At 42.7% G+C, this 23,297-nt stretch carries 23 protein-coding genes; 17 read left to right on the forward strand and 6 right to left on the reverse strand.

Annotated features, from left to right (window positions below; all coding sequences use genetic code 11):
- Positions 1-48 precede the first annotated feature (48 nt).
- From dnaQ to Q4492_RS13925, 3 genes are read right to left on the reverse strand one after another with little or no spacing between them, the layout of a single operon-like run.
- A complete protein-coding gene (dnaQ, locus tag Q4492_RS13915; RefSeq protein ID WP_303419112.1) occupies positions 49-762 on the reverse strand; it encodes a DNA polymerase III subunit epsilon in 714 nt (237 codons plus the stop codon).
- Complete coding sequence (gene rnhA, locus Q4492_RS13920; RefSeq protein WP_303419115.1) at positions 759-1,199, reverse strand: ribonuclease HI; 441 nt, start codon at positions 1,197-1,199, stop codon at positions 759-761. Before rnhA ends, dnaQ begins: the two co-directional genes overlap by 4 nt.
- Positions 1,186-1,968, reverse strand: a complete 783-nt coding sequence (locus Q4492_RS13925) for a class I SAM-dependent methyltransferase (RefSeq protein WP_303419118.1) — start codon at positions 1,966-1,968, stop codon at positions 1,186-1,188. Before Q4492_RS13925 ends, rnhA begins: the two co-directional genes overlap by 14 nt.
- A 95-nt stretch (positions 1,969-2,063) precedes the next feature.
- Here Q4492_RS13925 and gloB point away from each other — a divergent pair, with 95 nt between their 5' ends.
- The 8 genes from gloB to Q4492_RS13965 all read left to right on the forward strand — a co-directional run bounded on the left by gloB (position 2,064) and on the right by Q4492_RS13965 (position 12,089).
- On the forward strand, positions 2,064-2,837 hold the full coding sequence (gene gloB / locus Q4492_RS13930; protein WP_303419121.1) for a hydroxyacylglutathione hydrolase: 774 nt from the start codon (positions 2,064-2,066) through the stop codon (positions 2,835-2,837).
- A gap of 94 nt (positions 2,838-2,931) precedes the next feature.
- Positions 2,932-4,536: a LysM peptidoglycan-binding domain-containing protein gene (locus tag Q4492_RS13935; protein ID WP_303419124.1), complete on the forward strand. Its 1,605-nt coding sequence runs from the start codon at positions 2,932-2,934 to the stop codon at positions 4,534-4,536.
- 28 nt (positions 4,537-4,564) lie between these two features.
- A complete protein-coding gene (locus Q4492_RS13940; protein ID WP_303419126.1) occupies positions 4,565-4,816 on the forward strand; it encodes a hypothetical protein in 252 nt (83 codons plus the stop codon).
- 127 nt (positions 4,817-4,943) lie between these two features.
- Complete coding sequence (locus tag Q4492_RS13945; protein ID WP_303419128.1) at positions 4,944-6,785, forward strand: extracellular solute-binding protein; 1,842 nt, start codon at positions 4,944-4,946, stop codon at positions 6,783-6,785.
- A complete protein-coding gene (locus tag Q4492_RS13950) occupies positions 6,785-7,882 on the forward strand; it encodes a microcin C ABC transporter permease YejB (protein WP_067865517.1) in 1,098 nt (365 codons plus the stop codon). Before Q4492_RS13945 ends, Q4492_RS13950 begins: the two co-directional genes overlap by 1 nt.
- Before the next feature lie 38 nt (positions 7,883-7,920).
- Entirely contained in the window at positions 7,921-8,943 is a 1,023-nt protein-coding gene (locus tag Q4492_RS13955) for an ABC transporter permease (protein ID WP_303419182.1), read from the forward strand.
- Positions 8,940-10,586, forward strand: a complete 1,647-nt coding sequence (locus tag Q4492_RS13960; protein ID WP_303419133.1) for an ABC transporter ATP-binding protein — start codon at positions 8,940-8,942, stop codon at positions 10,584-10,586. The genes Q4492_RS13955 and Q4492_RS13960 overlap by 4 nt, the downstream gene beginning before the upstream one ends.
- Before the next feature lie 198 nt (positions 10,587-10,784).
- Positions 10,785-12,089, forward strand: a complete 1,305-nt coding sequence (locus Q4492_RS13965; protein WP_303419136.1) for an NAD(P)/FAD-dependent oxidoreductase — start codon at positions 10,785-10,787, stop codon at positions 12,087-12,089.
- Between the two features lie 59 nt (positions 12,090-12,148).
- On the opposite strand, the gene Q4492_RS13970 is transcribed toward Q4492_RS13965, so the two are convergent.
- On the reverse strand, positions 12,149-12,535 hold the full coding sequence (locus Q4492_RS13970) for a hypothetical protein (protein ID WP_303419139.1): 387 nt from the start codon (positions 12,533-12,535) through the stop codon (positions 12,149-12,151).
- A 95-nt stretch (positions 12,536-12,630) separates the two neighbouring features.
- Positions 12,631-12,996: a hemerythrin family protein gene (locus Q4492_RS13975; RefSeq protein ID WP_303419142.1), complete on the reverse strand. Its 366-nt coding sequence runs from the start codon at positions 12,994-12,996 to the stop codon at positions 12,631-12,633.
- A 265-nt stretch (positions 12,997-13,261) separates the two neighbouring features.
- Between Q4492_RS13975 and Q4492_RS13980 the strand changes: the two genes are divergently transcribed.
- From Q4492_RS13980 to Q4492_RS13990, 3 genes are all read left to right on the forward strand, one after another.
- Complete coding sequence (locus Q4492_RS13980) at positions 13,262-14,599, forward strand: VWA domain-containing protein (protein ID WP_303419145.1); 1,338 nt, start codon at positions 13,262-13,264, stop codon at positions 14,597-14,599.
- Positions 14,600-14,681: 82 nt separating this feature from the next.
- Complete coding sequence (locus Q4492_RS13985) at positions 14,682-16,490, forward strand: sensor histidine kinase KdpD (RefSeq protein ID WP_303419148.1); 1,809 nt, start codon at positions 14,682-14,684, stop codon at positions 16,488-16,490.
- Positions 16,487-17,182 carry a response regulator transcription factor gene (locus Q4492_RS13990; RefSeq protein ID WP_303419150.1) on the forward strand — a complete coding sequence of 232 codons (696 nt, stop codon included), beginning with the start codon at positions 16,487-16,489 and terminating at the stop codon, positions 17,180-17,182. Before Q4492_RS13985 ends, Q4492_RS13990 begins: the two co-directional genes overlap by 4 nt.
- A 40-nt stretch (positions 17,183-17,222) precedes the next feature.
- Here Q4492_RS13990 and moaE read toward each other — a convergent pair whose 3' ends face one another.
- Positions 17,223-17,681, reverse strand: coding sequence for a molybdopterin synthase catalytic subunit MoaE (gene moaE / locus Q4492_RS13995; protein WP_303419153.1), 459 nt, complete (start codon positions 17,679-17,681; stop codon positions 17,223-17,225).
- A gap of 169 nt (positions 17,682-17,850) precedes the next feature.
- On the opposite strand from moaE, the gene Q4492_RS14000 reads away from it, so the two are divergent.
- The 6 genes from Q4492_RS14000 to trmJ all read left to right on the forward strand — a co-directional run bounded on the left by Q4492_RS14000 (position 17,851) and on the right by trmJ (position 23,282).
- A complete protein-coding gene (locus tag Q4492_RS14000; RefSeq protein WP_368389444.1) occupies positions 17,851-18,303 on the forward strand; it encodes an NUDIX hydrolase in 453 nt (150 codons plus the stop codon).
- A 12-nt stretch (positions 18,304-18,315) separates the two neighbouring features.
- Positions 18,316-19,431: a tRNA 2-thiouridine(34) synthase MnmA gene (gene mnmA, locus Q4492_RS14005; protein ID WP_067865544.1), complete on the forward strand. Its 1,116-nt coding sequence runs from the start codon at positions 18,316-18,318 to the stop codon at positions 19,429-19,431.
- A 10-nt stretch (positions 19,432-19,441) separates the two neighbouring features.
- A complete protein-coding gene (locus Q4492_RS14010) occupies positions 19,442-20,137 on the forward strand; it encodes a lysogenization protein HflD (RefSeq protein ID WP_303419156.1) in 696 nt (231 codons plus the stop codon).
- Positions 20,138-20,267: 130 nt separating this feature from the next.
- A complete protein-coding gene (gene purB / locus Q4492_RS14015; RefSeq protein WP_303419159.1) occupies positions 20,268-21,632 on the forward strand; it encodes an adenylosuccinate lyase in 1,365 nt (454 codons plus the stop codon).
- Between the two features lie 76 nt (positions 21,633-21,708).
- Positions 21,709-22,545 carry an alpha/beta fold hydrolase gene (locus Q4492_RS14020; RefSeq protein WP_303419161.1) on the forward strand — a complete coding sequence of 279 codons (837 nt, stop codon included), beginning with the start codon at positions 21,709-21,711 and terminating at the stop codon, positions 22,543-22,545.
- Positions 22,546-22,556: 11 nt separating this feature from the next.
- Positions 22,557-23,282, forward strand: a complete 726-nt coding sequence (gene trmJ / locus Q4492_RS14025) for a tRNA (cytosine(32)/uridine(32)-2'-O)-methyltransferase TrmJ (RefSeq protein ID WP_303419163.1) — start codon at positions 22,557-22,559, stop codon at positions 23,280-23,282.
- Positions 23,283-23,297 lie beyond the last annotated feature (15 nt).

The following is a 23,297-nucleotide window of genomic DNA, read 5'->3' on the forward strand; positions in this document are numbered from 1 at the left end:
CTCCGTATCTACGGAGCTTTTTTATTTACTTAGAATATCTACTGATCGTTAACTTTCCGCCACTTCGTCACTATGTAACCACTGACACTCCCCGCCTGTTTTCTTCTCTAACATTTGCAGAAAATCAGTATGAAGTTTCAATTCTTGTTCCGATAGATGAATCACAGGCAGATCATCCGCCCCTGAGATTCGGGTTATTCCTCCCTCTTCTCCACCATCAAGCTCAGACCCTAGAGATAAATTGGTTTGCCCACCGGTTAACGCTAGATAAACATCTGCGAGAATCTCTGAGTCGAGTAAAGCACCATGAAGTTCACGGTGAGCATTATTGATACCGTAACGGTTACATAACGCATCCAGATTGTTTTTTTGCCCCGGATGTCTTTTCCTAGCTAATAATAAAGAATCAGTTACGGGACAAAAGTGCTCAACCCTTTCAGGGAAATTATTACGCTCAAATTCAGTGTCGATAAACCCAATATCAAACGCTGCATTATGGATAATAAGTTCGGCCCCTCGAATAAACTCTACAAATTCATCCATAACCTCATGAAACTTGGGCTTATCGGCCAAAAACTCATTGGTAATACCATGAACTTGCATAGCCCCAGCATCAATCGCATGATCAGGCTTTATATATTGATGATAAGTACGTCCAGTCAATCGGCGGTTAAACATCTCAACACAGCCAATCTCAATAATATTATGGCCTTCCGATGGTTCTAAGCCTGTAGTTTCCGTATCAAGAACAACCTGTCTCATACTTTGTTCAGCGCCTCCACACCTTTGTTTGCCAATTGATCAGCCAGTTCATTCTCTGGGTGGCCACTGTGTCCTTTAACCCAACGCCAGTCAATTTTATGTGACTGCGTGGCAAGATCTAAACGCTTCCAAAGATCAGCATTTTTTACTGGTTTATTTTGCGAATTTTTCCAACCTTTTCGTTTCCAACCAGCTAACCACTCAGTAATACCTTGCCTAACGTATTGTGAGTCGGTTGTAAGAATAACCTCACAAGGGCGGTTTAAGGTTTCAAGTGCCATAATGGCAGCCATCAACTCCATACGATTGTTAGTCGTATCTGGCTCACCACCAAACAACTGTTTCTCAGCATCCGCATAGCGCATAACGGCGCCCCAGCCTCCAGGGCCTGGATTACCTTTACAGGCACCATCAGTATATATCTCAACGATGTTCACGAGTTTCCCTTAATGTTCCCCTAGTAGATGGTTCTACCACAGGAATTGAAATCAAACGACGAAGTCCCCAACCAGAACGTAAAGGCGTCATACCTGCTATATCTTTTCGGGCCAATAAAACCGAAAAAGCACCATGATGACCTGGGAAACAATTCGCCAGCCCATCAAAGAACCTAAAACGCTTACGCCATTTTAACATTTCAAATGGCAGCTGATGATAACCCGAAAGGTGTTGTAGTTCAGTCAATTCTAACAGTTGTAGCCAATCAGATAACCTTCCGTGACTGATAAAGTGACCGCACCATGGCGCGGTGTGCTTACTACACCCAAACAGGTGTTTAATCCCCCAATAACTATTCGGATTAAACCCTATAATAACAACGTGCCCACCAGGCCTTAACACCCTAGATGCCTCACGCAATACCTGATGGGGAGAATCAGTAAAATCCAACGCATGATGTAGAATAACGACATCAACACTTTCATGGGCAAGTGGGATTTCATCATTTTTTGCTACTATATTATTGTCAGACAAACCTAATTCAGTTGCCGGAACCACAGAAAAGCAATGGGAAACGGGGCTTTCTTCAAATAGCTTAACCCGCGAATCCACAGAGAATTGCGCCAAATGCATGCCAAACAAGGTTGAAGTGATGCGGTCCACTACAGCCCTCTCTGCATTTAAAAATTCGGCGCCAAGCTCAGAATCGAACCATTCTTTCAATTGAGGCACTAATAGATCAATAGATGGTTGTTTTCGAAAGCTCATGAGTTTTCCCAAATAAATACTGGTTCAACATAATATAAGCAGTATTATATCTCTTTTACGCTACTGCAAATCACAATTTTGTTTGAGGTACTAAAATGTTTACCGTAACCCCTATTCCTGCCTTTTCTGACAATTACATCTGGGCCATCTCGGTGGATGGGGACGATAAAATCATTGTTGTTGATCCAGGAGATGCGCAAGCAGTAGAGCAATATCTAACAAGAAACAACTTAACCTTATCCGCCATATTAATTACACACCACCATAATGATCATACTGGCGGCGTAGCTGAATTAACGGCCCATCGTGATATTTCTATTTACGGTCCAGCGAACTCTCCCTTCAAAGGTATAACAACAGCACTTAGTAACGGCGATGAGATTGAGCTGCTAGGCAGTACCTTTAAAGTACGTGAGATTCCAGGGCATACGCTCGACCATATCAGTTATTTAGTAGAAAGCGAGCCTGCTCAGATTTTTTGTGGTGATACTTTATTTCTAGCAGGATGTGGCCGTTTGTTTGAAGGAACAGCAAAACAGATGCTACAAGCGATGCATTATTTTTCCCAATTAGCAGATGATACTGAGGTCTATTGCACTCACGAGTACTCATTAGCAAATTTGAGTTTTGCCGCAGCGGTAGAACCCAATAACAACGAGATTCAGCTCGCTATAAAAGACTGCACTCTCCTTCGCGAGCAAAATCAACCGACCCTCCCAACAAGCATCGGCCAAGAGAAAAAGATCAACCCATTTATGCGCACAGAGCAAAACGCAGTTATCAACGCCGCCAGCGCTTTTAGTGCAAAAAACCTACACTCAGAAGTAGAAGTTTTTGCTTCTATCCGAGAATGGAAGAATCAATTCTAAATAACATTTAGCAACAAAAAGCATCGTCCTATTGACCGCCCGTAGGCCACTGTTAGAATGGATCAATTTTCATCTCCAGCGTACTCGGAGCAATATGCACATATCCAACAAAGCGGTCTTCTCCTTTATCCTGTCAAGTATAGTACTTACAGGTTGTCAAACGGTTACAGAGAAGCCCATATCGTTAAGCAGTAACGATATTAAATTTACTGAAGCGTCCGATAGTAGCTATTCAAATACTGTGACGGCTAAAGAGACAAAACCATCACAAGTGGACGCCACTCAACCGTCGGATCTTTGGCAAATCACCCGAGAGAATATGGCGTTGGACCTCAGCATCGATAAGCAGCGGGTTCAATCGCAGATAAAATGGTATAGCAAACACCCTAAATATATCGACAGGGTCGTTAAACGTGCAGAACCTTATTACTACCACATTCTGACCCAAGCCTTAGAGCGGGGTCTGCCCACTGAATTAGCGTTATTACCTATAGTGGAAAGTGCATTTGATCCTTTCGCATACTCCCACGGTCGCGCAGCTGGTGCATGGCAGTTTATACCTTCGACAGGAAAGCATTTCGGTTTAGAGCAAAACTGGTGGTATGACGGTCGTCGAGATATTATCAGTTCAACTGACGCCGCCTACACCTATTTAGCACAACTAAACAAACGATTTGATGGTGACTGGCTGCTCGCGTTAGCCGCTTATAATGCAGGTGGAGGCAATGTCTCTCGTGCAATAAAGCGAAATAAACGCCAAGGTAAACCAACCGACTTTTGGTCACTGAATCTACCTAAAGAAACAATGGCTTATGTACCAAAACTGCTTGCGATCGCTGAATTAATTAAACACCCTGAGCAATATGACCTTGCTATACAACCAATCAGTAACCAACCCTATTTCACAGCCATTGATACTCAAAGCCAGATAGATCTTGCCCAAGCGGCATCGATGGCAGGCATCACCACAAAAGAGCTGTACCTGTTGAACCCTGGTTTTAACCGGTGGGCAACAGCCCCTGAGGGCCCACATCGCTTATTAATCCCTATAGAAAACGCTGTACAGTTTAATGAAGCCTTAGCTCAACTTCCTGCTTCTGAGCGGGTAAAATGGACACGATATAAAATCAAATCAGGTGATTCCCTAATCGCCATTGCGAAAAAATTTGAAACAACCACCAGCCTCATCCGTAAAACAAATAATATTCAAGGAAACAACATTCGCGCGGGTAAAACCATCTTAGTTCCAACAGCCACGCAACAAGCAAGTGAATATGCACTTAGTCAGCATCAACGCCATATTCAAAAGCAAAAAACCATTTCAAGAAGCACCGACAGAAAAGATACCTACTACACTGTCAAATCAGGTGATAGTTTTTGGAGCATTGCTCAAAAAAATCAAGTGGGCGTACGCCAATTAGCTAGCTGGAATAGCATGGCACCTAATGATGCTCTGCCTATAGGTAAACGACTGGTTATTTGGAGCAAACCAACTCAATCCGTATTAAGCAGCGCAGATAGGCAAATCATCCGTAAAGTTGGCTATAAAGTTCGCAGCGGTGATTCTCTTGCAAGGATTGCCGAAAAGTTTAATGTGCGTATCGCCGATATTTTACATTGGAATAATTTAGATAAAGCAAAATACCTAAAACCGGGACAAAGCTTAACCTTATATGTCGATGTTACACGCTCAAACTAGATTTTGATTGCTCAAAATAGGATAGATCATGGACACAACAGCCTATATCATCATTGTTGTTAGTACCGGACTTGCTATTGTTTTTAAGCTAGTGTTGTTTAAACGTATTCAAAAATGGATGGATCAAGATCTCATTAAAGGCTTGGCCGGTGAAAACAAGGAGAAACATGCTTTTCTCACAGATAAGCATGCAGAGTTAGTTAAACAAAAGATAAAGCGCAAGCATTTTCACCAGCAACTAACTGATTTTGCAGAACAGTTTGAACAAAACAACACTTAACGAGTCTTATTATTTTAGTGTTGTAATAGATCAACAAGGTTTTGCATAAGAAACAATTGAAGGACGCAATCCACCTAGCTGGATTAGCATAAGCAAGTCCAAGTAGCATATTGAAAAGGAAACCCTATTGTTAAACTTACCTGTTGCGACTTTACGTTTTAGTACAAAACTAATTACAGCCGTCGGGTTTACCATAGGCATTTTATCAACCCCCGTATTATCCCATGCCGATGCAGTCCAAGTTAGCCATGGCATCTCTATGCATGGCGACCTTAAGTATCCTAAAGGCTTTAGTCACTTTGATTACGTCAACCCCAAGGCACCTAAAGGCGGTAAAGTAACCCAGTCCGCCATCGGTACATTTGATAGTTTCAATCAATTTATCGTTAAAGGTAACTCTGCAGATGGCCTAGGACTAATTTACGATACGCTGCTAGGTCGCGCCTTAGATGAGCCTTTCTCACTCTATGGTTTGATTGCAGAAAATATTGAAGTACCTAAGGATCGCAGTTGGATTATTTTCAATCTACGTAAGTCCGCAACGTTTAGTGATAACCACCCTCTAACCGCTGAGGATGTTGTTTTTAGTTTTGAGAAGCTCCGCAGTGAAGGTGCGCCCTTTTATAAAGCTTACTACGCAGACATTGATAAGATTGAAGCGCTCAATCCGCACCGCGTTAAGTTTACCTTTAAAAATGCGCTTAACCGTGAGCTTGCACTCATTGTTGGTGAAGTCCCAATCCTTGCCAAACATTATTGGCAGGGAAAAGATTTTCAAAAGCCCTCCTTAGATATTCCTATAGGATCAGGCCCCTACATCATTGATTCTTACGATGCGGGTCGCAGCATTACCTATAAGCGTAATCCAAACTACTGGGCAAAAGATCTTCCAGTGAAGGTTGGCTATGACAACTTTGACATCCAAATTTTTGACTACTATCGAGATGGTACAGTCGCGATGGAGGCATTCAAAGCGGGTGAATATGACTTCCGCCAAGAAAACTCTTCGAAACGCTGGGCGACAAGTTATACCGGACAATCTTTCGACGATGGCCGAATTAAAATTGCAGAGCTAGAACATCAAAACCCTACAGGTATGCAAGCCTTTGTCATCAACAATCGCCGCGAACAGTTTTCTGATCCACGTGTAAGACAAGCACTCGCTTTAGCGTTCGACTTTGAGTGGACCAATAAGAATATATTCTTCAATGCTTACACCCGTACACATAGCTTCTTCTCGAACTCAGAAATGGCGGCAACGAAACTGCCAACTAAAGAAGAGATTGAGATTCTTGAACCTGTACGTGACCAAGTGCCTCCACAAGTATTTACTCAAGTGTATAAAGCACCTGAAACCAATGGCGATGGTAAAATCTACACTCAACTTCGCCAAGCAAAACGGTTATTACAAGAAGCAGGCTGGACCTTCAAATCAGGGAAGTTGATCAATGCAGAATCAGGTAAACCTCTAAAAATAGAGATGCTACTTTACTCGCCTGCATTTGAGCGTGTTGTTTCACCTTTTATACGTAATTTAGAACGTTTAGGCATAGAAGCTAATATTCGCTTAGTCGATGTATCCCAGTATATAGCCCGCTTACGAAGCTATGATTTTGACATAGTCGTTAGCGGCTTTGGACAATCATCATCACCGGGCAATGAACAACGAGATTACTGGCATTCATCTAGCGCCAACAAAGAGGGCAGCCGAAATCTCATAGGCATTCAAAACCCGGCCATTGATTATTTGGTAGAGCAACTTATTCAATCACCAGACCGCGAACAGCTGGTTTTAAGAACAAGAGCATTGGATCGTGTGCTGCAATGGAATCATTATGTTATTCCTCAATACCATATCAATAAGTACCGTGTGGCTTATTGGGATAAATTTGCCATGCCAGAAACACGTCCCAAATATGCGCTAGGTTTCAATACGTGGTGGATAAAGCCCGATAAGGACGCTAAATAATGGCCGCTTATATTTTGCGGCGCCTGCTGCTGATTATTCCAACCTTACTCGGCATATTGACCATTAACTTCTTAATTATTCAAGCGGCGCCAGGCGGCCCTGTTGAACAGACAATTGCTGAGTTACAAGGTATTAATATAGGCGCAACGGCCAGAATCAGCGGCGCACAAAGCGACCTATCGACTAACCAGCCAAAAGCCAATAGCAGTGAAAGCTCCTACCGTGGCGCCAGTGGATTAGATCCGGAATTGGTTAAAGAGATTGAAGCCCTATACGGCTTTGATAAACCAGCCCATGAGCGTTTCTGGCTAATGTTAAAAAGCTATGCCGTTTTTGATTTTGGTAAAAGCCTATTTAGTGATAAATCAGTTATCGATCTAATTATCGAAAAACTGCCGGTATCAATATCATTAGGGCTTTGGGCAACCTTAATCACCTATTTGGTTTCTATTCCTTTAGGCATTCGCAAAGCTGTACGTGATGGCACTCCTTTCGATATATGGACCAGCAGTGCAATTATTGTCGGTTACGCTATACCAAACTTTCTATTCGCTATTCTTTTAATCGTAATTTTTGCCGGCGGAACTTGGTTAGATTGGTTCCCCTTAAGAGGATTAACCTCCTCTAATTTCGATGAATTAAGCTTATGGGGTCAGGTAAAAGATTACTTCTGGCATATAACCTTACCCGTGATCGCATCAGTGATTGGTAGCTTTGCCACATTGACAATGCTAACTAAAAACTCGTTTTTAGATGAGATCAACAAACAATATGTACTCACCGCGCGGGCAAAAGGCCTGAAAGAAAACCAAGTGCTTTATGGCCATGTGTTCCGTAATGCTATGTTGATTATTATTGCAGGTATGCCAGCGGCTCTGATCTCAATATTCTTTACCGGCTCTATGCTGATAGAGGTTATATTCTCCCTAGATGGCATAGGTCTACTCGGTTACGAAGCCGTCATCAATAGAGATTACCCAGTTATCTTTGGCACCCTTTTTATCTTCACCCTTCTTGGTCTTATTCTAAAATTGATCAGCGATATTACTTATGTATTAGTTGACCCTAGAATTGATTTCGAAAGCAGGGAGCTGTAATCATGGCTCGAATATCAAACCCATTTTCCTTTAGTAAGATGAGCCCATTAAATCAACGGCGCATAGAGAACTTCAAGCATAACCGCCGAGGCTATTGGTCCTTATGGTTATTTATTGCGCTGTTTTTACTGTCTCTCTTTGCTGAATTAATTGCCAATGACGACCCTTTAATCGTCTCCTATCAAGGTAGTCTCTATTTTCCTGTTGCAACTGAGTATACAGAGCTCACCTTTGGTGGTGACTTTGAAAGCCCCGCTGATTTCAAAGATCCCTACATTCAAAGTTTAATTGAAGAAAAAGGGAATGGCTGGATCCTATGGCCACCTATTCGTTATAGCTACAATACGATCAATTATGATCTACCTGTACCTGCCCCCTCACCTCCTAGCCTAGAAAACCTACTGGGCACAGATGATCAAGCCCGCGATGTTTTAGCCCGTGTTATCTATGGTTTTAGGATCTCGATTCTATTTGCCTTAATACTCACTATTGCTAGCTCAATTATCGGTGTGATCGCCGGTGCAATCCAAGGCTACTACGGTGGTAAAGTTGATCTATTTTTCCAACGTTTTATCGAAATATGGTCAGGTCTTCCCGTACTTTTTCTGTTAATTATTCTAGCGAGTATAGTTGAGCCTAACTTCTGGTGGTTACTGGGCATTATGCTGCTATTTTCTTGGATGCAGCTTGTTGACGTAGTACGAGCTGAGTTTTTACGTGGACGTAACCTTGAGTATGTTAGAGCCGCAAGAGCACTGGGCTTAAACAACCGAATGATTATGTTCCGACATATTCTTCCCAATGCGATGGTTGCTACGCTTACTTTTATGCCTTTTGTATTTAACGGCTCCGTTGTTACCTTAACGGCACTCGACTTTTTAGGTTTTGGTTTACCCCCTGGGAGCCCCTCTTTAGGTGAACTTGTGTCTCAAGGTAAAACTAACCTTCACGCACCCTGGCTAGGTATCACCGCTTTTATGACACTATCCATAATGCTGACCCTTCTAATATTTATTGGTGAAGCCGTACGCGATGCCTTCGACCCAAGGAAAGTTTCATGATGGAAGCAAATACCGACATGAAAAATGGTGATACGCAATTATCTCAGTCTGAGGTACTTCTCAGCGTTCAAGACCTATCCGTTCGTTTTGAACAAGATAATCAGCAAGCTGTCGATGCAGTAAAGCAGATTAATTTTGATATACCTAAAGGAAAAACTGTTGCGCTTGTAGGAGAGTCAGGTTCAGGAAAATCAGTTTCAGCTATGTCTATACTGAAACTACTTCCCTACCCTAAAGCGAATCACCCTTCAGGTAAAATACTCTATAAAGGTGAAGACCTTCTCCAACTAAACGAACGCCAAATGTGCAAAATGCGTGGGGATAAGATCAGTGTCATCTTCCAAGAACCAATGACATCGTTAAACCCACTACATACAATTGAAAAACAGATTGGTGAAACCCTGTTACTCCACAGGGGCATGACCGGCAAACAAGCACAAATACGTATATTAGAACTGCTTGATCTAGTCGGCATAAAAGATGCTAAAAAACGTCTGACAAGCTATCCCCATGAACTCTCCGGTGGTCAACGTCAGCGCGTCATGATTGCTATGGCGCTTGCCAATGATCCCGAGCTACTGATTGCGGATGAACCAACGACAGCACTCGACGTTACCATTCAAGAACAGATTCTACAGTTACTCCAAGAGCTGCAAAATAAACTAGGTATGGCAATACTATTGATCACCCATGATCTAAATATTGTTAAGCGCTACGCCCATCACGTATGCGTCCTTTATCAGGGCAAGCAGGTCGAAAGCTCAGACACTGACTCATTGTTCGCCAACCCACAACACCCATACACCAAAATGCTCTTAGATGCAGAGCCTTCAGGTCAGCCTGCGCAACAGTCATTAACAGATCAACCCTTGCTCAGCACTGATAAATTAAGAATATGGTTCCCGGTGAAACAGGGGTTTCTAAAACGCACTGTTGATCATATCAAAGCAGTGAACGATGTAAGTTTCACTCTTAATAAAGGTGAGACCTTAGGTATTGTAGGCGAGTCAGGTTCAGGCAAAACGACGCTTGGGCTGGCGATCATTAAGCTCATTCGTAGTATAGGCGGAATTAACTTTGCGGGGCAGGAACTCGAACTGCTCGATCAAAAGCAAATGAAGCCGCTACGCAGTCGTATCCAGATCGTCTTCCAAGATCCTTTTGGTAGCCTAAGTCCACGTATGTCTATCTCTGAAATCATCGCTGAAGGGTTACAGATCCACCAGCCTAACAGTAAAGATCAACATGAAGCGCAAATAATAGAGGCACTCAACGAAGTAGGTTTAGATCCTGATAGCCGTCACCGTTACCCCCATGAATTTTCTGGTGGTCAACGACAACGTATCGCTATAGCACGTGCTCTAGTACTAAAACCTGAGCTTATTATTCTGGATGAACCCACCTCTGCTCTTGACCGTACAGTGCAAAAGCAGATTGTAGAGCTACTTCGCAACCTACAAGAGAAATATGCCTTAAGCTATCTATTCATTAGCCATGACCTAGCCGTAGTTAAAGCCTTAAGCCACCGCTTAATTGTTATGCATCATGGTGATATTGTTGAACAAGGCAAAGCTTCTGATATATTTAATAACCCTCAAGCAGAATATACACGTACGTTATTAAAGGCCGCCTTTAATCTGTAAGTAGCACAGAGATCTCATACCTTCTAACAGGCGGCTTCATTCTTTAGAGTTAAATAGTAAGCTTACTGATTTACTTTCTATTAAAATCATACCAAAGTCATCAAGTTCAAAAAAAAACGACGAATGAATATGGGATTAGTTATAGTGACGAAGAACGCCCTTCTGTGACTAATCCCATATTTTTTGAGGATTTAAACCATGACACTATCGACAGAACCGCATCGGATCTTAGTGATTGGCGGCGGTGCCGGCGGATTAGAGCTTGTTACCCAGCTTGGCCACCGTTACCGGAAAAAACCAAATATCACTGTCACCCTAGTTGATCAAAAACGTTCCCATATTTGGAAACCACTACTCCATGAAGTAGCTACAGGCTCCCTTGACCCTAGCACTGATGCAGTGACTTACCATGCCCATGCAGTAAAACATCATTACGAATTTCAACTCGGTTGTTTCTCTGACTTAGATACTGAGTCTCAAACCGTGACACTTAGTGAGAAAGTAGACGAAAATGGACGTGTAATTTTACCTGAACGCTACCTAAAATATGACACCCTTGTTTTAGGTATCGGCAGTGTTAGTAACGATTTCAAAACACCTGGCGTAGCTGAACATTGCTATTTTTTAGATACAGCAAAGCAAGCAGAGCGATTCCACAATAGCCTGATCAATAACTTTATGCGCATCAATCAACAAGATCATGGTGTACTCAATATCGCTATTGTTGGTGGGGGTGCCACAGGGGTAGAGCTGTCAGCTGAATTACATAACGTCACGGATATGCTGCGCTCTTATGGTTTACCTAATATGACCGCTCAGCAGTTAAAAGTCACCTTGATTGAAGCGGGACCACGCATACTACCTGCCCTACCTGAGCGTATATCAAACTCAGCCCGCCAAGAGCTTTCAGATATAGGTGTACAGGTCGCAGAAAACACAATGATCAAATCAGCAAGTCCCGAAGGCTTCACGACTTCCGAGGGCGACCTGATTGAAGCCGATATGATGATCTGGGCTGCCGGTGTGAAAGCACCTGATTTCATTGCTGACCTTTATAAATTTGAGCTCACTCGAACCAATCAGATTCTGGTTAAGCCCACATTACAAAGCAGCCTACACGACAATATTTTTGTTATTGGTGATTGCTGTGCCTGCGAGCAAGAGGATGGCAGCTGGGTACCACCGAGAGCACAATCAGCCCATCAAATGGCTTCCCTTGTTAAAGAGAATATTAAGCTAAAACTGCAAGGCAAACCGTTAAAATCATTTATCTATAAAGACCATGGCTCACTAGTCAATCTCAGCCGATATAGTACTGTAGGTAGCCTTATGGGGAACCTAACAAAAAACTCGATGTTCATCGAAGGTAAAATAGCCCGCGTTGTCTATATCTCACTTTACCGCATGCATCAGATAGCTATACATGGTTTCTTTAAAGCCATGCTGGTATATATCGCAGAAAAAGTCAGTAAAGTCGTTCGGCCTAAAATGAAGCTGCACTAATCGGCTTTAAATAAAAAAGAGGCTAAACGCCTCTTTTTTTTAAAAACACTAATCTAAACCTACTTCCAGCGCATTACGTTTCCGTGATCAAACACATGGCCTGAACTTATTTTACGGTAATTGATAAAAATATTACTGTATGCAACACGGCTTCGCTTAGAGATAGAAAAGGCAATGCACTCCATCATCGCCTCAACACTACTAATATTGTGAAAGCTCGGCACATGCAGGTCCACAAGAATAGGATGGCTCCCACTCTGAGGCTGAGTACTCGGCATTAATCCAGCCACTGCATACTGCCTTGACGGTATAAACTCCCAAGTAACCGTTATATGTTCAATACTAATATCCGTCCCTCTTGATAAATCTTCAGTAATGCTTTTAATCATTGCCGGCACCTCAACATCCTCTTCAAAGGGCAATGATTTAATACAGATAAGCGCCATCCACAATCTCACTATAATTTGGTGTAGAGGGAACTTAGAGCAACTGCACTATAAACTCAATCCCATTTAAGAAAAATTGCGGACAGCGAAAAAAATTACTTACGTTCCGATTCAAGAATATAGAGCTCTAAGCGCTTATCAATGCCAAATATATGCCGCTTTAGCCACTCCGATAGAAAACTAGCTAACATCTCTCTAAGCTCTGGCGTGTACTCTTGATGACCATCAAGCATCTTAACCAATTCATTCCGAAACTTATTGTGAGCCTGCCGATGGGTCTCATAATCAGGATAATTGAGTGCTTGCATATAACACTCTTCTAAAGAGAAATGATGTTCCGCATAATCAATTAGACGAGTGAACGTTGATACATCAACCTGTTCAGCCTTAATCTCATCAATCAATTGAAACAACGTTTGATGTTGTTGATCCTGCCAAATCAACTCGCTTGTAATAGCCATCTAATGTTCCTTTTCTTTAGCCGCCGTCAGCATAGTGCTGCTTTAAGCATCGTTTGTCACTGATATAAATCAGTAACAAACTCCTTCCAAGCCCGTACTTAACTCAACATAGCATCTCTACCTTATGTTAAATCAGTTATCCTAGTACTTCGAAACTTGAACTCTTTTTACAAATCTTTTACAAGATTTATATATCTATCTGACTTTTACCCCGCGGTATTGCCCTACATTATCGGTAACAAAGGGATCAATAGAGGACACCCCCATGAACAGATACCGCTTAACGAATATTAAACACCTATTACTTGCTCTATGCTTTAGCGCAACGCTTGCGCCACTAACTCAAGCTAAACAGATTGACCTCCAAGTCAATCTTGCTACCCCTGTTATGGAGGCTGAGCGTACACACAATGCTTTTATTAAAATCTCCTTAGAAGCCTTCAAACAAGATCAACCACAAAAACGTATTCCTGCCAATATTGCTATCGTTCTGGACAAATCAGGTTCCATGCAGGGAGACAAGCTCTACCATGCAAAGAAAGCAGCCATCATGGCCATCAATCGATTAAGTCCTAACGATATTGTTTCAGTGGTCAGTTACGACAGTCGCGTTAATGTTGTCGTACCCGCAACAAAAGCGAGCGATACCGAACTTATCGCTCACTCAATTCAGCAGATCAACGCCAGTGGAAATACAGCCCTCTTTGCCGGTGTAAGCAAAGGATCGCAAGAACTTCGAAAGTTTTTAGATATGAACAAAGTCAACCGAGTCATCCTTCTCTCCGACGGCTTAGCTAATGTAGGGCCTAGCACCCCTAATGAACTTGGAAAACTAGGCTTATCCCTTGCGAAAGAAGGGATTAGTGTTACAACGATTGGTCTTGGCTTAGGTTATAACGAGGACTTAATGACCCAACTTGCAGGTTTCAGTGATGGTAACCATGCCTTTGTAGAGAAGGCAGAAGATCTAGCCAAGGTTTTTCAGTATGAGTTTGGTGATGTTCTCTCTGTTGTCGCACAAAGCGTTGAAATACGCATAAAATGTAAAAACGGCGTACGCCCATTACGTGTTTTAGGACGTGAGGCTGATATCAGCGGGAATATGGTTAGCACACGAATGAACCAGCTTTATAGTGAACAAGAGAAGTTTATCATCCTAGAGGTAGAGGTCCCCGCCCAAGAAGATCGCTCAAACTTAGAACTTGTCGATGTTGATATCCGTTATAATGATCTATTTAATCAACGTAACGAGCAATTATCGAGTAACGTTGTTGCACAATTTAGTCGCTCTCAAGAGCAGATTGATGAGGCGGTAGATACTGAAACTTATGAAGCCGCTGCAGAACAAGTCGCTAATGAGTTCAATCGTGAGGCGGTAGAAAAAAGAGATCAAGGTGATATTCAAGGAGCACAAAGTATCTTGCAAAAAAGCGCTGACTACTTAGATAATTTAGGCCAAGCGTTAGCTTCACCCAAATTGATCGAGCAGAAAGAAGAAGCGCTTAAAGATGCAGACGAACTTGATGATGAGCAAGAGTGGAGTAAAAAACGTAAAGAGCTAAAAGAACGTCAGTTCAAACGCTCTAAACAGCAAAGCTACTAAGCTAATTTGACCACATAAAGGTTTAATCACCGATAAATCAGCCCTCAGATCTTGGGGGCTGAATCAGCAAAGCGAGAATGATTTGAAAAAAACAGCCTTGTTACTCTGTGGATTGATTTTGATACCTATCCTTATTCTTGGCTGGTTATCTGTGCGTCTAGAACAAAACCAACAGCAGCTGATTCAGCATCAATTCCAAGCCTTAGTGGAAGTTAAACTAAAATCTGTTGATGGCTTATTCCAAGGCCACTTTCAACGTTTAGAGGCGGTTTTAAAATCAGAGGCGTCTGAACTCAAGCAAAACGCTTCATCTCAAGCACTTAGAGAGCTCAGTAAATCAAGTCCTTATATAGAGCAAGTTTTCATTCTTGATCCAACAAGAAAGCCCATCTACCCCACCCCAACGAATGCTACTGCTCAGGAAATCCAATTTCTTCAGCAAACAAAAACCTTATTGGAAACACCTTCTCTCTTTACCCACTCGCAAGAAAGTAATACCACAATACAAAAAGCTAATGGGCCCGCGCAGCTAGTAGCCCAAGCGCCTTACAGCGCACAATTGAAATCAGTGCCACAAACACAACGGTTAACACGCTCAACAGAAAAAAGCATTAATGCTGAGACTGAAATAGCTCCCCTTATCAGTCGTCGTTCCCAAGCAACATCATCAATAGCTGCTGATAGCCCTATAGCCTCTTCCAATATTAACGACACGCAAGTAGAACAGGTAGAGCCTACAGATTCCGGTTGGATCGCTTGGTATAACAACACCCAACTTCAGCATATCTACTGGCAAACAACAGCCGATAATCGTGTTATGGGATTTGCCATTAGCCGTGCCCGCTTACTCTCTGATTTAATTAATTTACTCCCTGATCAGTCAGAGATAACAGCAGAGCACCCTCTGAACAACTCAATTATCACCCTCAAAAACAGTCGTGGTGAAGTCAGTTATGAATGGGGCAACGCAAAGGAAAGCTCCGATCACCTAACGCCGATCAAAACATTAAACCTTAGCCACCCTTTAGGTAGTTGGCGATTAGAATACACGACGACTAGTCTTAACAAACCCCAGCAAAACTGGTTAGAAAAACTGCTCATTATAGTAATAACCTTAAGTGCTTTATCGGTACTTGGCTGGCTCGTATACAGAGAGCAAACCCGCGAGTCACGTTTAGCTCTCCAACGGGTAAATTTTGTTAATCAGGTCTCCCATGAATTAAAAACACCACTGACCAATGTACGCATGTATACCGAGATGTTGGAAAACCAACTTGATGATGAACAGGTTAAACAAAAGCGTTACTTAAATATTATTAATAACGAAAGCAAGCGCCTCACACGCTTAATCGATAACGTACTCAGCTTTTCAAAGTTAGAACGTGACAGCCTTGACCTAAATCTGCAGATGGGTACTGTTCAAGAATGTATTAATAACACATTAGAGGCATTTGCCCCGGCCTTTGCTCAGCGAGGATTAGACCCTAAGCTTACCAGCCACTGCGACACAAACGTTTTATTAGATCCTCACTGTACTGAACAGATTTTAAATAACTTATTCAGTAACGCTGAGAAATACGCAGCTGATAGCGGTGTTCTACAGATAGAGTGCTGGCAGGAAGGTGACTACAGTTTTATTCGCATCCATGACAACGGCCCCGGTATAGATGAGTACTCATCAAGATCTATTTTTGAACAATTTTATCGCGCCAGTAACAAACTTACTGATGGTATTAGCGGTACCGGCATAGGTTTGAGCATTGCGCGCGAACTGGCACGCAAGCATGGCGGTGATCTGATTTTAGAATCAACGACTCAAGGCGCCAGTTTCCTACTTAGCCTCTACACACCCGTAAGCCTAAGCCATTCACCCGCTAAAGGTAGTTTATGAAAATTCTTATTGCAGAAGATGATCTTAATATTAGGATGGGACTTTTCGATCTACTTGATAATGAAGGTTACACTTGTATAGAAGCCGATGATGGCGAGAGCGCCCTTCACTTATATATTGAACATCAACCCGACCTGATCTTACTCGATATTATGATGCCCAAAATGGATGGTTACACCCTGTGTAGGAAAATTCGCCAGCTTAACGAAACCGTTCCAGTGATCTTTATTACGGCAAAATCAGAAGAGATCGACCAAGTTCTAGGACTCGAGCTCGGTGCTGATGACTATATCAAAAAACCATTTGGCACCCGAGAAGTCATCGCACGTATAAAAGCAGTCACACGCCGCTGCCTACAAACGCAGCAGCCGAGTGATCAACAAGAAGCGGAAACATTCTGGATGGATGATCTACACGTTTTTCCAGCTCAACTACGAGCACAGCGTGAAGGGATGACATTTGAATTAAGCTTGCGAGATCTTAAAATCCTCCAACTCCTCCACCGCGAACAGGGAAAAGTTGTTGATCGGGACATGCTATTCAACGAATGTTGGGGAAGAGACTATTTACCAAGCAGTCGCACACTCGATCAGCATATTTCTAAATTACGAAAAGTTATTGAAGTCGATGCTAAAGCGCCTAAAGTCATTCAGACGGTGCACGGTATAGGTTACCGATTTAATCAGCATTAACAGGCTAACTTTTTAGGCAAAGCCATTATAGGTGTCTCGCCTACCATCTTTTTGCCGCATCTAAGTCACTCTGTTTCTGCTCAACCCAGCTTTCTCCTCCAGAAGAGATCTCTTTCTTCCAAAAAGGCGCACTCTTTTTTAGATAATCCATGATAAATTGAGCGGCTTCAAAAGCGTCGATTCGATGCGCACTACCCACCCCGACAAAGACGATATTTTCATTAAGCCTAAGCCGCCCTACACGATGACTAATCACTATATTACCTAGATTCCAGCGCTCCCGTGCTTGCTCAGAAATTTTCTCTAAAGCCCGCTCAGTCATGCCTGGATAATGCTCTAAAAACAGTGCATCTAATGTATTATTTGTAGTCGCCAATTCTCGTACTATACCGGTGAATGTAACAATGGCACCGCTAGTCGCGTCATTTGCTCTCACACGCTCAGAAAGATCTCCTATATCAAAGTCATCCGTTTGGACATATACCTGAGTCGTTGCCATATCACTTTGCCTCTTAAACTAATAACACCGATCATAGCACTAAGGCGCATAGAGATGCGTCACCATAGACGAGTGTTTTTATCTATCAAACAACAGCATTTGATGCTATTGTGTGGCGCTTATTTTATACGTATAAATTCGAATAATTACGATCAAATTTCTGAGGAATATGATGGATTGGTATCCTCATGCCACTGTTGCTGTCGTCGTTGAAAAAGACGGAAAATTTCTACTCATAGAAGAACAATCTTCCGGTGAAATTGTATTCAATCAGCCAGCCGGCCATATTGAGGAAGGGGAAACCTTTGTTCAAGCGGCTTGTAGAGAAACACTAGAAGAATCCGCTTGGCATGTAAAACCCCGCTACCTTATCGGTTTTTATGTTTATAGATCGAGCACAAACAACAAAACTTATCATCGCGCCTGTTTCTACGCAGAAGCTATCAAACACGATGCGGATAGAACCTTAGATGAAGGTATTATTCAAACCGTTTGGATGACCCGTGATGAAGTTGAAAGTAATATGCATAAGCTACGTAGCCCTATGGTCTTACAGTGCATTGATGACTATATTGCAGGCAAACAATACCCGTTAGAACTCATTCACGAATACAGTAACTAATCGAAAAAACCCATGACTGATCATAGCCAGACTAAAGTGATCGTCGGCATGTCCGGCGGCGTTGACTCATCCGTATCAGCCCTACTCCTTATACAGCAAGGATATGAGGTTGAAGGCCTGTTTATGAAAAACTGGGATGAGGATGATGGTACTGAATACTGTACAGCTAAAGACGATTTAGCTGATGCGCAAGCCGTCTGCGATAAGCTAGGTATTAAATTACATACCGCCAACTTTGCAGCAGAGTACTGGGACAATGTATTTGAACACTTCCTTGAAGAGTACAAAGCAGGTCGCACCCCCAATCCCGATATCCTTTGTAACCGTGAAATCAAATTTAAAGCCTTTCTTGAGTACGCTATAGAGTTGGGCGCGGATATGATCGCTACCGGTCATTACGTTCGCCGAGGTCTACGTGAGGGAAAAACCCGCTTACTTAAAGGGCTTGATAACAATAAAGATCAAAGTTACTTCCTACATCAAGTAGGCCAACCAGAGATAGAGAAAACCCTTTTCCCAGTAGGAGAATTGGAAAAACCAGAGGTCAGAAAGCTCGCAGAAGCTCATGATCTGGTTACGCATAATAAAAAAGACAGCACCGGCATCTGCTTTATTGGCGAACGTCGCTTTAGTGATTTTCTGAAACAGTATCTACCAGCTCAACCCGGTAAGATAAAAACACCGACAGGCGACCAGATAGGCGAACACGCGGGCTTAATGTATTACACCATAGGGCAGCGCCAAGGCCTGCATATTGGTGGGCTTAAAGATTACCCAGAAGAACCTTGGTTTGTCGCGGGCAAAGATCTAGAGCACAATGTGCTTATCGCCGTACAAGGTAAGCAGCACGATCTACTGTTTACCGATTGGTTAACCGCCGATGAGATTTTTTGGATAAATGACGAAGAGCCACCACTACCTTATCGTTGCAAAGCTAAAGTACGTTATCGTCAATCTGATCAAGAGTGTATTATTGAACGCCACGGTGATTCCGGTTACCTCATCCGTTTTAATGAACCCCAACGAGCAGTCACACCCGGCCAATCCGTTGTTATTTATAGTGATGATGTATGCTTGGGTGGTGGCGTAATAGAAAACACTGGCAAGAATGAATCGTTAGATAGCTGAGAGGTTTAAGGTGTCACGTCAACATGATGAACAAACATTAGGCCTGGCCGGAATTTTCCAAGCAGCAGCCTTAGTCGAGCAGATAGCTACACGCGGAATGGTTGCCCAAAACAGCCTTGAAACCTCTATCTACAGTATTATGCAGCTCGATCCCGCCTGTTCTGAAGATATTTATGGTGGCGTGGATGACCTCCCCTACAATTTACACTTAGGCCTGCAAAATCTTAAAGATATCGTTGATAAGCCGCGGGCTGAACATAATAAAGATGTTATTCGCTACGTACTTAGCATGGTGCATTTGGAGCGTAAGTTAAGCTCAAATCCCGAAATGCTTCAAACCATTGCCCATCGTTTGAAGCAAGTCACAGAACAAGCAAAATACTTTAATTCCGAAAACCAGTACTCCGAAGCAAATTTAGCGCCAGAGCAAGAGCTTGCTTTGACGCCATCAACATACTGCCACCCGAACGTTGTCGCAAATCTTGCAAGCCTTTATCAAGACACCATTAGCTCATTCAGCTTTCGTATCCAAGTAACAGGTGATCCAAGGCATCTACAGAACAGTGAAAATGCGGCAAAGATTCGCGCCCTGCTCCTTGCAGGTATTCGTAGTGCGATGTTGTGGCGGCAAAAAGGCGGAAAACGTTGGCACCTACTCTTTTTTAAATCACGCCTTCGTCCTTCATTAAAAAAAATAATGGGTTAAGTTGCTCCTTATAACGCTCTCTACCCCTGCATTAGTTTATTGTCTGGATTTGTCGGCACTAACCCTACGAAAGTGACGCCTACTCAGGTATAATGCGCGCCTTCTTTTTAATCAAGATAGAGATCGTTTCATGGAGCTTTCCGCACTGACGGCCGTTTCGCCGATTGATGGGCGCTATGGCAGCAAAACAGCTGACCTACGTGATGTATTTAGTGAATATGGCCTAATACGCTTTCGCGTAGAAGTAGAGGTACGTTGGTTACAGAAACTAGCGGCTCACGCCCAGATTAGTGAAGTTCCAGCATTAAGCGCTGAAGCTAATTCTGTTTTAAACGCTATAGTGACTGATTTTGGTCCTGATGATGCAGAAGCTGTTAAACACATCGAACGTACAACAAATCACGATGTAAAAGCAGTTGAATACTTCATCAAAGACAAATTCAAAGATAACGCCGAATTAATGGCAATTAATGAATTTGTTCACTTTGCATGCACCTCTGAAGATATTAACAACCTATCCCATGGTTTAATGCTTAAACATGGTTTAGATGTTGTTTTACCACAGATGCAACAAGTCGCTGATGAGATAGCAACCCTTGGCCGCGAATTCGCAGAACAACCAATGCTATCCCGTACCCACGGTCAAACAGCATCACCTACAACAGTAGGTAAAGAGTTTGCAAATGTTGCATACCGCATGCAACGCCAGATTAAACAGTTAAAAGCTGTTGAGATCTTAGGCAAGATCAACGGTGCTGTAGGTAACTACAACGCTCACCTATCCGCTTATAGCGATATAGATTGGGCACAAAATGCACAAGAGTTTGTTGAAAGCTTAGGTTTAACTTTCAACCCATACACAACTCAAATCGAGCCTCACGACTACATTGCAGAGCTCTTTGATACTGTTGCGCGTTTCAACACGATTCTGATCGATTTCGATCGTGACATCTGGGGTTACATCTCTCAGGGTTACTTCAAACAAAGAACAATCGCCGGCGAAGTTGGATCATCCACTATGCCGCATAAAGTTAACCCTATCGACTTCGAGAACTCCGAAGGTAACTTAGGTATAGCGAATGCGATCATGGGTCACTTAGCACAAAAACTACCCGTTTCCCGCTGGCAGCGCGATCTAACAGATTCCACAGTGCTGCGTAACATGGGTGTCGGCTTTGGTTATAGCCTAATTGCTTATCAATCTAGTTTAAAAGGGATCAGCAAACTTGAGCTAAACCCTGCTAAGCTAAATGAAGACTTAGAAAATGCTTGGGAAGTCCTTGCTGAACCAATCCAGACCGTTATGCGCCGTTACGCTATCGAAGAACCTTACGAGAAGCTGAAAGCACTAACCCGTGGTCAGGATATGAATAAAGAAACCATTCTAGCCTTCGTGGATACGCTTGATATGCCAGAAGAAGCTAAACAGTCTCTTAAGGCATTAACACCACACACTTATATTGGTAATGCGGTAGATCAGGCGAAGAAAATCTAAAAATGGTGCTTTGGGCTCAATTTAGATTTTAAAAACGGGGCTATGGCCCCGTTTTTATTATTATGGATTAAGCCTTATGGAATACCTTACTCGCCCCGACTTAACTAAGATTCATTTCGTCTCACTTGGTGAAGGAAACAAGACCTTAATATTCCTTCATGGCTGGACCGCCTGTGTACGTGAATGGCTACCCTTTGCCTCAGAGCTAGCCCAGCAGCACCGAGTCGTCTGTTGGGATGCGCGAGGACACGGAGAGCACCCCTATTCCGAAGGCACGAATATGACACTCCCCGAAATGGCTGACGATCTTCATACACTACTTAATTATTTAGATATTCAAGAAGCTGTCATTATTGGCCACTCTCTGGGCGCTTTAACGACTTGGGAATATATTCGTAAATATGGCCAAGACCGTATTGCAGGATTATGTATGGTTGATCACTCGCCGAAACTACTTACCGACGATGAATGGAATCATGGTGTTTATGGTGAATTTAGCAGCAAAAACAATGAAACCTTTATCCAACTACTAAAACAAGACTTCACTCAAAGTGTTTTAGAACTCATAGCCTATGGTATGCACTATCAATCGTTACAAAACTTCCAACAAAACTCCCACAGTTTTCAAAAAATGCGCGATTATTTACAAAAGCAAAATGCGCCATTACTTATCGCGTGTTGGGAAAACATTACACAGCAGGATTATCGTGATGTTCTACCTACAATAAATACACCGACCTTGCTAATTTATGGTGAAGAAAGCCAATTTTATTGCGCAAAGTTACAAAACTGGGTTCATCAACATATTGAAAATTCCGAATTGCTTGTCTACCCTAGCGCGGACCACTCACCCCATTTGTGGCATAGACAAAAATTTATCTATGACCTTAACCGCTTTGTTGATGCTTTGTGAGATCTCCTGAAATGCTATCAAACATTAGAGTTGTACTAATCAACACCTTCCACCCAGGTAATATTGGCGCCGCAGCCCGCGCTATGAAAAACATGGGTCTAAACAATTTATACCTTGTGGAGCCGAGAGAGTTTCCAAGCAGTGAAGCGGATTCCCGAGCTGCGGGTGCCAAAGATCTGTTAGACAATGCGGTAATCGTCAGTTCACTGGAAGAAGCTATTTCAGACTGCCAGTTAGTGATAGGTACCAGCGCACGAACCAAACGCACCTTCGACCTTCCTCTCCTCAATGCGAGAAAAGGCGCTGAGCGGATCGTAGCAGAATCAGAACAAGGCAATGTAGCACTGGTTTTTGGCCGAGAAACCATGGGACTACATAACGATGAACTACAGCAATGCAATGTTCATATTTACATTCCGGCCAATCCTGAGTATCCCGTACTCAATGTATCCCAAGCGATCCAACTGCTTTGCTATGAAGTCTATGTGGCAGCAGAAGAAAAAACGTATACCCCTATTGAAGAAGAATACCCTCGCCAAAAAGAGATGACTCTGTTTTATAGCCATCTAGAAAAAGTGTTACGCACAACGGAATTTATAATTCCTCAACATGAGGGTAAAGTACTAGATAAGTTACGTCGTTTTTTCAATCGCTCTCGTCCAGAGCGTACAGAGCTTAATATGCTTCGAGGTATATTAACTTCGATTGAAGAGACCGTAGAAAAGCTAAAAAAGTAACTATTAAACCAGTTT

It is taken from the genome of Neptuniibacter sp. 1_MG-2023, assembly GCF_030547185.1.
Classification (GTDB): Bacteria; Pseudomonadota; Gammaproteobacteria; order Pseudomonadales; family Balneatricaceae; genus Neptuniibacter.